The organism is Rhizobacter sp. (assembly GCF_032229685.1).
GTDB lineage: Bacteria > Pseudomonadota > Gammaproteobacteria > Burkholderiales > Burkholderiaceae_C > LMDS01.
In genome coordinates this window covers 1-13132 of record NZ_JAVTWP010000016.1, presented here as the reverse complement: position 1 = coordinate 13132, position 13132 = coordinate 1, and the positions used below count along the sequence as shown (strand labels likewise).

Here is a 13132-nt window from a genome sequence, read left to right as displayed (position 1 = left end):
GCGATCACGTGCTCGACCTTCAGGCATGGGTCTTCGTCGATGAGCTTCTGCAGGTTCTCCCACATGCGCTGTTCGTCGCCGCGCCGCTTCGGCTCGATCGCCAGGCCATGCACCGGCACCGGGAAGTCGAGCGGCAACAGGTACAGGTGGTCGTCTTCGGCCGCGTCGTGCAAGACGGCGTCGAAGTGCATCTCGTCGACCTTGGCCACGGCGCAGATGTCGCCGGGCAAGCCACGCGACACCTCCACGTGTTCTTTGCCCTGCAGCATGAACAGGTGGCCCACTTTGAAGGGCTTGCGCCCGTCGCCGATGTAGAGCTGGCTGTCGCGCGTGACCGTGCCCTGGTGGATGCGGAACACGCCCATCTTGCCCACGTAGGGGTCGACCGTGACCTTGAAGACGTGCGCGATCACGTGCAGCGACGGGTCGGGCACGGCGTGCAGCGGCTTCTCTTCTGCGCCTTCGCCTTTCATGAATTGAGGCGGGTTTCCTTCGGCGGCGTTGGGCAGCAAGGCTTCCATCACGTCGAGCAGTTCGGCCACACCGGCGCCATTGCGTGCCGAGACAAAACAGATCGGGATCAGGTGGCCCTGGCGCAGCGCTTCTTCGAGCGGCGCGTGCAGCTCGTGCGGGTCGACATCACCTTCGTTCAGGTAACGCTCGACGAATTCCGGGTCGACCTCGACCACCTGCTCCACGAGCGCGCGGTGCGCCGCTTCCACGTTCGAAAAATCGGCCGTTCCCAGCGGGTTGAAGAAACAGTCGACCACCTTGCTGCCGCCGGCTGCCGGCAGGTTCAGCGGCAGGCATTCCTTGCCGAAGGTGGCCTGGATCTGCTGCACCAGCGCGGGCAGGTCGACCCCGGCCGCGTCGATCTTGTTGACGATGATCAGGCGGCACAGACGCCGCTTGAGCGCCCATTCCATCATGCGCGCGCTCATCATCTCGATGCCGGTGCTGGCGTTGATCACCACCGCCGCGGTCTCCACCGCTTCGAGCGCCGTCATCGACTGGCCCACGAAGTCGGGGTAGCCCGGCGTGTCGATCAGGTGGATGCGGGTGTCGCGGTGCGTGAGGTGCACCACGGCCGAGTTCAACGAATGCTGGGCGCGGCGCTCCATCGGGTCGAAATCGCAGACCGTGGTGCCACGTTCCAGGCTGCCGGGCGCACCGATCGCGCCGGCCTTGCACAGCAGCGCCTCGACGAGACTGGTCTTGCCCGAGCCGGTCTGCCCCACGAAGGCGACACTGCGGATGTTGTGCACGGCAAGGTGCGGGGCCGAAGGTGACGAGGACATGGTCTTCTCTCCTTGTGGCGCTGCACCCGCGCCGGGGTTGCCATTGGCCACCTCAGGGTACGGGATCGCGGCGGCCAGGGCAATCGGGGCGATTTCGGGGCGCTGGGGACCCCTCGCCCTTCGCTCTGGGCGCTACTGGAACGCCACCTCCGCGAAGCTCCGCAGCTTGCGGCTGTGCAGCTGGTCGACGCCTGCTTCGCGCAGCAGCTCGATCGCACGGATGCCGATGCGCAAATGCTGGTCGACCCGCTCGCGGTAGAAATGGTTGGCCATGCCGGGCAGCTTGATCTCGCCGTGCAGCGGTTTGTCGCTCACGCACAGCAAGGTGCCATAGGGCACGCGAAAGCGAAAGCCGTTGGCGGCGATGGTGGCGCTTTCCATGTCGAGCGCGATCGCACGGCTCTGGCTGAAACGCCGCTCGGGCGTGCTGGCGGCGTGCTGCGATGGCAGCAGTTCCCAGTTGCGGTTGTCGGTGCTCGCCACCGTGCCGGTGCGCATGATGCGCTTGAGCTCGTAACCCTTGAGCTGGGTGATCTCTTCGACCGCTTTTTCGAGCGCCACCTGCACTTCGGCCAGCGCCGGGATCGGCACCCACAGCGGCAGCTCTTCGTCGAGCACGTGGTCTTCGCGCACGTAACCGTGCGCCAACACGTAGTCGCCCAGGTGCTGCGTGTTGCGCAGGCCGGCGCAGTGGCCGAGCATCACCCAGGCGTGTGGCCGCAGCACCGCGATGTGGTCGGTGATGGTCTTGGCGTTGGCCGGGCCGACGCCGATGTTGACCATCGTGATGCCGCTGTTGTCGCCGCGTACCAGGTGGTAGGCCGGCATCTGCGGCAGGCGCGGCGGCGGCGCGCCGAGTTCGTCGCCGGCCTCGGCCGGCAGGCCGGCTCGGCGCGTGACCACGTTGCCGGGTTCGACGAAGGCGGTGTAGTCCTGCGCGCGGGCCGAAGAACCCATGGTCTCGTGGCCGAGCCGCACGAACTCGTCGATGTAGAACTGGTAGTTCGTGAACAGCACGAAATTCTGGAAGTGGTGCGGCGCCGTGCCGCTGTAGTGGCGCAGGCGCTGCAGCGAGTAGTCGACGCGCGGCGCCGTGAACAGCGAAAGCGGCAGCGCCGCGCCGGGTGCGGCTTCGAAGGTGCCGTTGGCGATGCCGTCGTCCATCGCGTTCAGGTCGGGCAGGTCGAAGCGGTCGCGCATCAAGAGGCGCCGTTCGGCCGAGAGCGAGCCCTCGATGTGGTCGTTCTCGGCGAACGAAAAGTGCACCGGGATCGGCTGTGTGCTGGTGCCGATCTCGAGCGACACGTGGTGGTTCTTCAACAGCAGGCGGAATTGTTCGAGGTAGTAGTTGCCGAACAGATCGGGCCGCGTCAGCGTGGTCTCGAAGGTGCCCGGCCCGGCCACGAAACCGTAGCTCAGGCGCGAGTCGGCGCGCGCCACGGTGTCGGTGTGCACGCGCACGAAGGGGTAACAGGCGCGCACCCGGCCGAGGCTGTCGTCGCCGGCCACGAAGGCCTGCAGCGCGTCGCGCAGATGCTGGATGCTGCCGTCGTAGATGGCGCGCACCTGGGCGAGCGCGGCAGTGGGATCGTCGAATTGGGCGGGGGCGATGTAGGCAGGCGCTAGCGACATGGGGTTCCTTGAGTCCGTGGCGCATTTTCCTCTGCCTCGTGTGACCCCTGGCCGCAGCGGTTGCATTTCGTGACCTCGCTTGTCCTACAGGCACGCCACCCGCTTGCCGACCGCGGCGGGCCGCGCCGACTCCTAAGGTTGCACCAACTGGTCATCCGGCCGGTCACTTGCCTGAAACCCGGCCATCTTCAACGGCCTTCACATCCAAGGAGATCCACGATGAACGCATCCAAGACCCTCACCTCCCTCGTCGCCGCAGCCGCCATCGTCGGCAGCGTCGGTTTCGCGTATGCACAAACCGCGACCGAGCCGGCAGCACCTGGCGCCACCACGCCCAACACCGAGATCGCACCGGCGCCCATGGCCCCTGCCCAGGACACGATGAGCGCCCCCGCCACCTCGCCGGCCCCGGCCGACAGCGGCATGGCCACCGAGCCGGCGCCGAAGGCAGACCGCAACTGACGAACGCGTGAGCTTCGACCGGCCGGCGCCGTCATGGCCGGCCGGTCGTCGTCACATCGGAACACCATGAACATCGGCGCTCTCGTCGCCACAGCCCACGGGCTCGGCGCCAGCCTTCGGCAGGGCGCTCTGCTCGGTGCGGCCGTGCTGGTGCTGACCTTGCCGCCTGCGGCCTCCGGCCGGTGGTCGGCGGCCACGTCACCGAGTTCGGCGCAAGCCGCCTTGAATGCATCGATGCCGGTCGACTTCCAGTCGCACGCAGCGTCCAGTGACGCACGCCTCGTTGCAGACTGGGTCAAGGCATCGCGAGACAACCAGCGCCTGCCCTTCGTCATCCTCGACAAACGCGACGCGAAGATATTCGTGTTCGACGCGCAGGGCCGGCTCGTCGACGCCAGCCCGGTGTTGCTCGGCGCGGCGCCGGGCGACGATTCGGTCGCCGGCATCGGCGAGCGGCCGATCGCGCAGGTGCGGCCCGAAGAGCGCACCACGCCCGCCGGCCGCTTCGTCAGCTCGCCGGGGCGCAACGCGTCGGGCGAGAACGTGGTCTGGGTCGACTACGACGCGGCGGTGTCGATGCACCGCGTGCGGCCGATCGACCCCAAGGAGCGGCGGCTCGAACGCCTGGCTTCCAACGACCCGGCGGAGCGCCGCATTTCCTATGGCTGCATCAACGTGCCGGTCGCGTTCTTCGAGCGTGTGGTCGAGCCGGCCCTGGGCCAGGGGCGCGGTGTCGTCTACGTTTTGCCCGAGACCCGTGCCGTGCACGAGGTGTTTGCCGGCACGCGAGCGCCCAAGACAGCGAGTTCGCCGATCTCGGCCAGCCTCTGACGTGAGCGAATGCCGGGAATCGCCGGGGGAAATCCCGGCGGCCGGGCCGACCGACGCGACAATCCGCTCCGCCGCTTCCTCGAAGCCGGCGAAGGATTGTCGCGATGGGTCGTCGAGTTCGAAGTCTGCTGCTTGCTGCGCTGCTGGGTTGTCAAACCCTGTGCTTCGCGGCCGCCGACTTCATGGGCGAACCCGCGAGTGACGACGCACGCTATGCGGCCGACTGGGTGCTGGCCGGGGCTGACCACCAGGGCCGCCCCTTCGCGGTCGTCGACAAGCGTGATGCAAGGCTCTACGTCTTTCGCTCCGACGGCCGCCTGATCGGCGCCACGGCGGCACTGCTGGGCCTGGCGCCGGGCGATTTTTCCGCTCCAGGCGTTGCCTACCGCAGCCCGGCCAGCCTGGGCCCGGCCGAGCGCACCACGCCCGCAGGGCGTTTTGCCTCGCAACCCGGCCACAACGACAAGGGCGAAGACATCGTCTGGGTCGACTACGACGCCTCGCTGGCGATCCACCGCCTGCGCCCCGCGCCGGCCCACGAGCGGCGAGCCGATCGACTCGCCTCGCCGGCCAGCGACGACAACCGCATCTCGTTCGGCTGCATCGTGGTGCCGGTCGTGTTCTACGAAAGCGTCGTCGCACCCACGCTGGGCCGGCAGCGCGGCGTGGTCTACGTGTTGCCAGAAAACCGGCCGGTGCAGGCCATGTTCGGCAGCATGCAAATGGGGTCGATCAGCCCCTGACCGGCCCAACCGCCGCCCGCGTGGCGCGGAACGTGCAAGTCGTGCTGCTGCCGCCCCCTACACTGGGCACCCGGCCTGCGTGGCGCACGGAGTTCACAGATGAAGGTGCTCGTTCTCGGCAGTGGTGTGATCGGCGTGTCTTGCGCGTACCAGCTCGCACTGGCCGGCCACGACGTGACGGTGGTCGACCGCCAGCCGGCCGCCGCGCTCGAGACGAGCTATGGCAACGCCGGTGAGGTCTCGCCGGGTTACTCGGCGCCCTGGGCCGGCCCGGGCGTGCCGATCAAGGCGATCAAGTGGCTGCTGATGCAGCACCGCCCGCTGGTGATCCGCCCCAACATCGACCTCAACCTGGTGCGCTGGGGCATCGCGATGTTGCGCAACTGCACGGCGGCGCGCTACGAGGTGAACAAGGGCCGCATGGTGCGGCTGGCGGAATACAGCCGCGACTGCCTGAAAGAGCTGCGCGCGCAGACCGGCATCCGCTACGACGAGCGCACGCAGGGCACGCTGCAGCTCTTTCGCACGCAGTCGCAACTCGACGGCACGGCCGCCGACATCGAGATCCTGAAGCGCTACGGCGTGGGGTTCGAACTGCTCGACCGGGCTGGCTTTATCCGTCACGAACCGGCCCTCGCGCACGTGCAGGAAAAGTTCGTCGGTGGCCTGCTCCTGCCGGGCGACGAAACCGGCGACTGCTTCAAGTTCACGCAGAACCTGGCCGCGATGGCGGCGAAGCAGGGGGTGCAGTTCCGCTACGGCACGCGCATCCAGCGCCTGCAACTGGCCGGCAAGCAGATCGACGGTGTTGCCACCGACGCCGGCACGCTGAAGGCCGACGCCTACCTCGTGGCACTCGGCAGTTATTCACCGCTGATGCTGAAGAACGCCGGCATCCGCATCCCGGTGTACCCGGTCAAGGGTTACTCGATCACCGTGCCGATCACCGACGCGAGCGGGGCGCCCGAATCGACGGTGATGGACGAGAGCCACAAGGTCGCCGTGACGCGCCTGGGCGACCGCATCCGCGTCGGCGGCACGGCCGAGCTGGCGGGTTACACGCTGAAGCTGCACGAGGCGCGCCGCCAGACGCTCGAGCACGTCGTGACCGACCTGTTCCCGCATGGCGGTGACGTGTCGCGGGCCGAGTTCTGGTGCGGCCTGCGCCCGATGACGCCCGACGGCACGCCGGTCGTCGGCGCTACGCGCCTGCCGAACCTGTTTCTGGCCACCGGCCACGGCACGCTCGGCTGGACCATGGCCGCCGGCACCGGCCGCGTGATCGCCGATGTGATCTCGGGCAAGAAGCCGGGGATCGACATGAGCGGGCTCACGGTCGACCGCTACCCGAACGCCTACGCCTGAGGGGTTTCAGGGTTTGGGTGCGAGCAACACCGACAAGCGGTCTTCCACGCCTTCGATGCGCAGCAGCGTCGGGTAACGCAGGCCGCCGCTGTAGGCGATCGGCACGGTGCGGAACAACTCGCCCTCGCGCACCAGCAACTGGATCGGCGCCTTGTCGGCCTTGGCTGCCGTGAGCGCTTCTTTCAGCACCTCGGCCTTGTAGGCGCGCCCGTTCACCGCCACGAGCGTCACGGCCGACGAGAGCCCAGCCTCGAACGCCGGGCCGCCCCAGCGCACGCCGCGCAGCTTGCCGTTCTTGCCGACGCTGAAGCCGATCGAGTAGCCGAAGTCGTCGGACTCGCGGTAGGCCTCGTAACCCTTGAACATGTCGCTCGGCTGCTCGACCCAGCCCAACTTCCAGCCGCTACGCTCGAGCCCGTCCAGCGGTGCGCCCGGCCCATGCGTGTCGAGTCGCTGGCGCAGGAAAGCCGCCCAGTCGTTCGGCTGCACGCGGTTCAGCTCCGCGACCACCGTCTCGAACGTGTAGGTCAGCGGGGCGATGCGGCCCGGCTCCGTGCCGAAGAAGTTGCGCGCGAAGTCATCGAGCGAACGTGCGCCTCCGGAAAGGTCGCGGATCAGCATGTCGGCTTCGAGCCAGACCAGCAGCATCTCGGCGTAGTAGTCGTCGCCGCGCTGCCAGTCGCGCCACGGGCTGCCGCTGTGGGTTTCTTCGACGATGCGCTCGTTGGTTGTGTCTTGCAGGTTGCGCCAGCGGCGGCCGCTTTGGGCATCGAGCTGGGCGGCGTGCATGGCGAAGGCGTCGCGCGTCTCGACCAGGCTGCGCATGCCCGCGCGAGCCGCCAGCACCTCGCCCCAGTACTGCGTCTGGCCTTCGTACATCCACAGCAGGCTGTCCTGCATCGGCGTGTTGAAGTTGGCCGTCAGCAGGTCGGCCGGGCGGCGGAACTTGCCGTTCCACGAGTGCGCGTACTCGTGCGGCAGCAGTTCGCGGGCACCGGCGCGCCGGGCCCATTCGGTGAAGTAGCCCAGGCCGACGCCGTTCTCGCTCGATTCGTGGTGTTCGAGGCCAATGCCGCCGAACTCGTCGCTGAGCGCGAGCAGGAACTCGTAGCGCCCGAAGTGGCGCGCGCCGAACAGGCGGTCGGCCTGCGTCACGATGGCCTGGTGTGCGGCCAGGTGCTCGGGCTTGGCGTCGAGCTCGCTGGCCTTGTCGGCCATCACGTTCAGGAACACCCGCGTGCGGCCGGCGGCCGCGCCTTCAGGGTCGAGATCGAAGCGTTTCATGTGGCGGCCGGCGAACACCGGCGAGTCGACCAGCTTGTCGACGCTCACGGCCTTGAAGTCGAGCACCGCGCCGCTCTGGCGCTCGACGTCGAGCGCGCTGGCGTGGCCCCAGCCTTCGGGCAGGCGCAGGCTGGCCTGCACCGATATGTCGGTCACCGGGTGGCCCGCAGGGTAGAGCAGCGCCGAGCGCCATTGCAGGCCGAGCATCTCGCGTGTCATCACGACCCGTTCTTCACCACGACCGTGCGGCGACAGGAACTGGAACTCCAGCTCGATGCGGGCCACGTTGACGGGCACGTCGAGGTGGAACGCGTAGATGTTGAGCGGGTCACGCCGCCACGCCAGCATCTGCCCGTTCGCGCTGATGCGCAGGCCGGCGAACTGGCCGATCGGGCCGTTCGGCGCGTGCTCGCCGGGCAGCCATTGCGGGTACAGCAGCGTCAGCGGGCCGGCCTTGACGGGCACGCTTTCTTTCACGCGGAAGATCTTTCGGTCGAGGTCGGTGGCGTCGATCTGGAGGGTGAGGGTGCCGGGGTAGGCGGTCGTGCCGATGGGCGGAACGGTTCGTGGGCGCTGTGACGCGGTTTGCGCGGTGGCGCAGCCCGTGACCAGGGCGAACGCCAGCGCGGTAACGCCGGCGATTGCGAAGACTTTCATGAGGGTGCTCACAAATTTCGAAGCCGCGACGATACCGTGTCGCAGCGAACCGGCCGCGGCGGTGACGCGCAGGTGTCAGCGACGCAGCGGCGGGCGAGGCTACAGTTTGCGCAAACCGGAGACGCCCCGAATGCCGCAGCACGACAAGATCCACGCACCCATGGCCTGCACCGTCGTCGAAGTGATGGTGGCGCCGGGCCAGGCCGTGCGGGCCGGGCAGACGCTGCTGATCCTCGAGGCCATGAAGATGGAGCACGAGATCCGCGCGGCCGCCGATGGCACGGTGCAGGCGGTGGCGGCGCGTGCCGGCGAACTGGTGGCCGAAGGCGACCTGCTGCTGCAGCTCGGCCCGGCCACACTCGCGCCGCCTGCCGAGAGCGTGGCGCCGAGCCAAGCCGAAACGAAGAACCCCTCGCAGCGCGCCGACCTGCAGGAAGTGCTGGCCCGCCACGCCCTCACGCTCGACGCCGCGCGCCCCGAGGCCGTGGCCAAACGCCATGCGCTCGGCCTGCGCACGGCGCGCGAGAACGTGAACGACCTGGTCGATGCAGGCAGCTTCATCGAATACGGTGCGCTCGCGTATGCCGCTCAGACGAGCCGGCGCACGCTCGACGACCTGGTGAAGAATACGCCCGCCGATGGCATGGTCACCGGCATCGGAAGTGTCAACGGCGCTCTGTTCGGTGCCGAGGTGTCACGCTGCGTCGTGATGGCCTACGACGCGACCGTGCTGGCCGGCACGCAGGGCCAGCGCAACCACGCCAAGACCGATCGCCTGCTCGGCGTGGCGCTGCAGCAGAAGCTGCCGGTCGTGTTGTTCGCCGAAGGTGGCGGCGGCCGGCCGGGCGACACCGACAGCACCACGGTGGCCGGCCTGCACGTGCCCAGCTTCGCGAGCTACGCGCGCCTGAGCGGGCAGGTGCCGGTGGTCGGCATCGTCGCCGGCCGCTGCTTCGCCGGCAACGCGGCCCTGCTCGGCTGCAGCGACGTGATCATCGCCACCAAGGGCAGCAACATCGGCATGGGCGGGCCGGCCATGGTGGAAGGCGGCGGTCTGGGTGTCTACAAACCCGAGCAGATCGGCCCGAGCGACGTGCAGTCACGCAATGGCGTGATCGATGTGCTGGTCGACGACGAAGCGCAGGCGGTGGCGGCGGCCAAGCAGTACCTCGGCTACTTTCAGGGCCGCGTCACGCAGTGGGCGGCCGGCGACACCGACGCCTTGCGCAGCGTGCTGCCCGAGAACCGCGTGCGTGTCTACGACATGCGTGAAGTGATGCAACTGGTGGCCGACACCGGCTCGTTGCTGGAGTTGCGTGCCGGCTTCGGCGCCGGCATCTTCACGGCGCTGATGCGCATCGAAGGCCGGCCGGTCGGCCTGCTGGCCAGCAACCCGAGCCATCTTGGCGGTGCCATCGATGCCGATGCCGCCGACAAGGCCGCGCGTTTCATGCAGCTGTGCAACACGCATGGCCTGCCGCTGGTCTCGTTGGTCGACACGCCAGGGTTCATGGTCGGCCCCGAGATCGAAGCGCTCGGCCAGGTGCGGCACGTGAGCCGCCTGTTCGTGGCGGCAGCGCACCTGCGGGTGCCGTATTTCTCGGTCGTCTTGCGCAAGGGTTACGGCCTGGGCGCGATGGCGATGGCCGGTGGCGGCTTTCACGAGCCGGTGTTCACCGTGGCTTGGCCGAGCGGCGAGTTCGGGGCGATGGGGCTGGAAGGGGCCGTGCGGCTGGGCTACCGCAAGGAACTCGAGGCTGTGCCCGAGGGCGCGGCGCGTGATGCGCTGTACGGCAGGTTCGTCGACGCGCAATACGCGAAAGGCAAGGCGATCAACGTGGCTGCGAGCCTGGAAGTCGACGCGGTCATCGACCCGGCGCAAACCCGGAGCTGGCTGTCGGCGGGCCTCGCTTCGGCCCGGGTCGGCGCGCAGCGCAGTGGCGGCATCGACCCTTGGTGAAAACGCTCAGCGCAGGTCGACGAAATTGCTGACCGGCGCTTCCGGCCAGTGGCGTGCCTGCAAGGCCGGGTGCGCCGCTTCGTAGCCGAGCGAGGCGAAATCGGTCGATTCGGGTTCGGCGTTCGCCGCTGCGGGCTTTGCACGCATGGCAGGCGAACCTGCGAGGCACCAGCGCCGCACGTCTTCGACCCAGTCTGCATCGTTGCCCATGACACGGCTCCCTGTTGGACCCGGCGTTCAGCGACATGCGAACTGCCGTGAAGCGAATGGTGCGCGCATGTGGCACGCCGTGCCATCGTCAAAACGGGCGAAGCGCTGTAAGACTTTGCCTGTGCGTGTTGTAAGGCATGGTTTCGCCGCTTGCCTACACTGGGGGCATGAACCGCGCTTCCGCAGACCCGGCCGCCGCCTTGCACGCCAGCGCTGACGTGAGCGTGAAGCACCTGCGCCAGGTGCTGCTCTGGCCGCTGCGCCTGATGCCCACGCCCGGCCCCAGCGGTGCCAGCCACCGCACGCCCTGGCAAGTGCTGCGTGACCTCGGTGCGGCGTCGCCCTGGCGTGAAGTCGTGGACGAATTCACGGGCGACAAGGCGAGCTTCCACGAACGCCACTACAACGAGTTCGTGACCTTTCTGCCCTACGTGCAGCGCTTCCTTTATGGCGACGGCCGCTCGCGGCGCGACTCGGCCGGGCACGATTCCGACGCGCCGATGCGGGTGTTCCGCCGACACGACGTGCACCAAGTTCGAGTGGTCGCGCGGCCCGGAGACGCGCCGGTCACCCTCGACATCGTGCATGTCGACCTGTACTTCTTCTTCGACGTCGACGTGGTCCTGCTCAACGTCGAGGTCGCCGCCAACGACCTCACGCTGGCGCAGGCGCAGGAGCAGCTCTACCGCTTCGGCCGCGGCTACCCGGCCGGCTGGGACGCGAACGGCCTGGCGCTGCACACGATGGCCAGCGTCGAGTGGCTGGGCGCCGCGGGCGAGGTGCTCGCCAGCTCCGACGCGCAGCAGCGTGACAGCTTTCTCGCCCACGTGGCCGAGCACCGCGCGCCGCGCATCGCCGCGCACTGGGCTTTCATGCTCCAGCCGCTGGTGAGCGACCATTCCGACGAGCCTGGCGCCTTGCGTTTCCGCCAGATCGAGTACTACCGCATGCCGATGATGGGCTACCTGGCGCTCGACGACCCGCGCGCGCTGAGCCGCAACGACTTCATCCGCCTCGGTCTCGTCACCGGCTCGGGCGGTGGCGACAACGCCGGCATCCGCGACGGCAGCGCCTTGCCCTATGCCGAAGACCACCTCGCCGACTTCGAGCAGCGCTATTGCTACGACCGTTTCTGGGCCAACGCCGGCAGTGCGCCCAACACCCGCTACATCTGCAGCGGCCATTCGCTGATCGTCGTCGGCGACGCCCGCGCGCAGTACTACGGCTGCCGCGACCGCGGTGTGCTGGCGCAGTTCAGGCATCAGCACTTTTTGCTGTTCATGATCGCGCACTTCCAAAAGGCGGCGCTGCTGATGTCGTCGGACCGGCTCGTCGAAGCGCTGAAAGACCTGGACGTGGGCGACGCGGCCAGCGTGCGGCGCTTCAAGCGCCTGATCCGCGCCAGCTTCGAAGGCTTTCTGCGCTTCACGCACCGCTACTGGTTCCACGAGGTCTCGGAGCAGGCACAGGTGCGCGCGCTGTTCCACCTGTGCTCGCAGCACCTGGGGCTCGACCCGCTCTACGAAGAGGTCAAAGAGCGCGTGGCCGACATGAACGGCTACCTCGACGCCGACAGCCTGCGCCGCCAGGCCAACACCGTGGTGCGGCTGACCGTGGTGACGATCCTCGGCCTGATCGGCACGGTGACGACCGGCTTCCTCGGCATGAACCTGCTGGCCGAGGCCGAGGCTTCGCCGGCGCGCAAGCTCGTGATCTTCGGCATCGTCTTCCTAGTCACGACCGCGCTCACGTTCTACACGATGGCCAAGTCGAAGGGCTTGTCGGACTTTCTGGACGCGCTCTCCGACGAGCGCTTGTCGGTGTGGATGAAATGCAAGGCGCTGGCCGGCGTGTGGCGCCGCGGCGACCGATGACAGCACAGGAGAAGTGCGCATGAGCCAGGAACCCCGCATCCGTGTCGGCGTCGGCGGCTGGACCTTCGAGCCCTGGCGCGACAACTTCTACCCCGCCGGCCTGGCGCACCACCGCGAGCTCGAATACGCGAGCACCCAACTCAGCGCGATCGAAGTCAACGGCACTTACTACTCTTCGCAGAAGCCGGCCAGTTTCAGGAAGTGGTTCGACGAAACGCCCGACGATTTCATGTTCTCGCTCAAAGCGATCCGCTACGCCACCAACCGGCGCGTGCTTGCCGAAGCCGGCGACTCGGTGCAGCGCTTCGTCGAGAGCGGCATCACCGAATTGCGCCACAAGCTCGGGCCGATCGTGTGGCAGTTCGCGCCGACCAAACGTTTCGAGCCGGCCGACTTCGAGGCCTTTCTGAAGCTGCTGCCCGCCAGCATCGGCGGCCTGCCTTTGCGCCATGTGCTCGACGTGCGGCACGAGAGCTTCAAGAGCCGCGATTACCTCGCACTGGCCCGGCAGTACCGCTGCGCCACCGTGTTCACCGATTCCGACGACTACCCGTCGTTCGCCGACCTCACCGGTGATTTTCTGTACGCGCGGCTGATGCGCACCGAGCCCGTCCACGCCGCGGGTGTCGAGCCGAAGGTGCTGGACGCGTTGGCGGCCTGTGCGCGGCGCTGGCGTGGTGGCGGCGAGCCCGACGGCTTGCCACGTCTCGAGGCTGCGCCGCCCGCCGCGGCGCCGCGCGACGTGTTCCTGTTTTTCATCAGCGGCGCGAAAGAGAAGGCACCGGCCGCGGCCATGGCCTTGTTGCAGCGCCTGGG

10 protein-coding genes and 1 pseudogene are annotated in these 13132 nt (G+C 68.3%); 7 read left to right on the top strand and 4 right to left on the bottom strand.

What is annotated here, in order from left to right:
- Both AC30PD_RS07795 and AC30PD_RS07790 read right to left on the bottom strand, forming a co-directional pair.
- Positions 1 to 1298, bottom strand: a 1298-nt coding sequence (locus tag AC30PD_RS07795; RefSeq protein ID WP_489535083.1) for a GTP-binding protein, incomplete at its 3' end; no start/stop codon positions are given.
- 132 nt (positions 1299 to 1430) lie between these two features.
- A complete protein-coding gene (locus AC30PD_RS07790; RefSeq protein WP_489535082.1) occupies positions 1431 to 2930 on the bottom strand; it encodes an AMP nucleosidase in 1500 nt (499 codons plus the stop codon).
- 219 nt (positions 2931 to 3149) lie between these two features.
- On the opposite strand from AC30PD_RS07790, the gene AC30PD_RS07785 reads away from it, so the two are divergent.
- The 4 genes from AC30PD_RS07785 to AC30PD_RS07770 all read left to right on the top strand — a co-directional run bounded on the left by AC30PD_RS07785 (position 3150) and on the right by AC30PD_RS07770 (position 6331).
- Positions 3150 to 3392, top strand: a complete 243-nt coding sequence (locus tag AC30PD_RS07785; RefSeq protein ID WP_489535081.1) for a hypothetical protein — start codon at positions 3150 to 3152, stop codon at positions 3390 to 3392.
- A gap of 66 nt (positions 3393 to 3458) precedes the next feature.
- Positions 3459 to 4223, top strand: a complete 765-nt coding sequence (locus tag AC30PD_RS07780; RefSeq protein ID WP_489535080.1) for a hypothetical protein — start codon at positions 3459 to 3461, stop codon at positions 4221 to 4223.
- A 104-nt stretch (positions 4224 to 4327) separates the two neighbouring features.
- Positions 4328 to 4966, top strand: coding sequence for a hypothetical protein (locus tag AC30PD_RS07775; RefSeq protein ID WP_489535079.1), 639 nt, complete (start codon positions 4328 to 4330; stop codon positions 4964 to 4966).
- 99 nt (positions 4967 to 5065) lie between these two features.
- Positions 5066 to 6331: a D-amino acid dehydrogenase gene (locus AC30PD_RS07770; RefSeq protein WP_489535078.1), complete on the top strand. Its 1266-nt coding sequence runs from the start codon at positions 5066 to 5068 to the stop codon at positions 6329 to 6331.
- 6 nt (positions 6332 to 6337) lie between these two features.
- Here the strand turns inward: AC30PD_RS07770 and AC30PD_RS07765 are convergent, their stop codons facing one another.
- Positions 6338 to 8272, bottom strand: a complete 1935-nt coding sequence (locus tag AC30PD_RS07765; protein WP_489535077.1) for a M61 family metallopeptidase — start codon at positions 8270 to 8272, stop codon at positions 6338 to 6340.
- A 148-nt stretch (positions 8273 to 8420) separates the two neighbouring features.
- On the opposite strand from AC30PD_RS07765, the pseudogene AC30PD_RS07760 reads away from it, so the two are divergent.
- Positions 8421 to 10232: pseudogene (locus AC30PD_RS07760) on the top strand (carboxyl transferase domain-containing protein); the annotation flags it as partial.
- A gap of 6 nt (positions 10233 to 10238) precedes the next feature.
- Here the strand turns inward: AC30PD_RS07760 and AC30PD_RS07755 are convergent.
- The gene (locus AC30PD_RS07755; protein WP_489535076.1) at positions 10239 to 10442 is read right to left on the bottom strand and encodes a hypothetical protein; all 204 of its coding nucleotides are present in this window, start codon (positions 10440 to 10442) and stop codon (positions 10239 to 10241) included.
- Positions 10443 to 10609: 167 nt separating this feature from the next.
- Here AC30PD_RS07755 and AC30PD_RS07750 point away from each other — a divergent pair, with 167 nt between their 5' ends.
- Both AC30PD_RS07750 and AC30PD_RS07745 read left to right on the top strand, forming a co-directional pair.
- Entirely contained in the window at positions 10610 to 12316 is a 1707-nt protein-coding gene (locus AC30PD_RS07750) for a hypothetical protein (protein WP_489535075.1), read from the top strand.
- Between the two features lie 19 nt (positions 12317 to 12335).
- Positions 12336 to 13132, top strand: a 797-nt coding sequence (locus AC30PD_RS07745) for a DUF72 domain-containing protein (RefSeq protein WP_489535074.1), incomplete at its 3' end; no start/stop codon positions are given.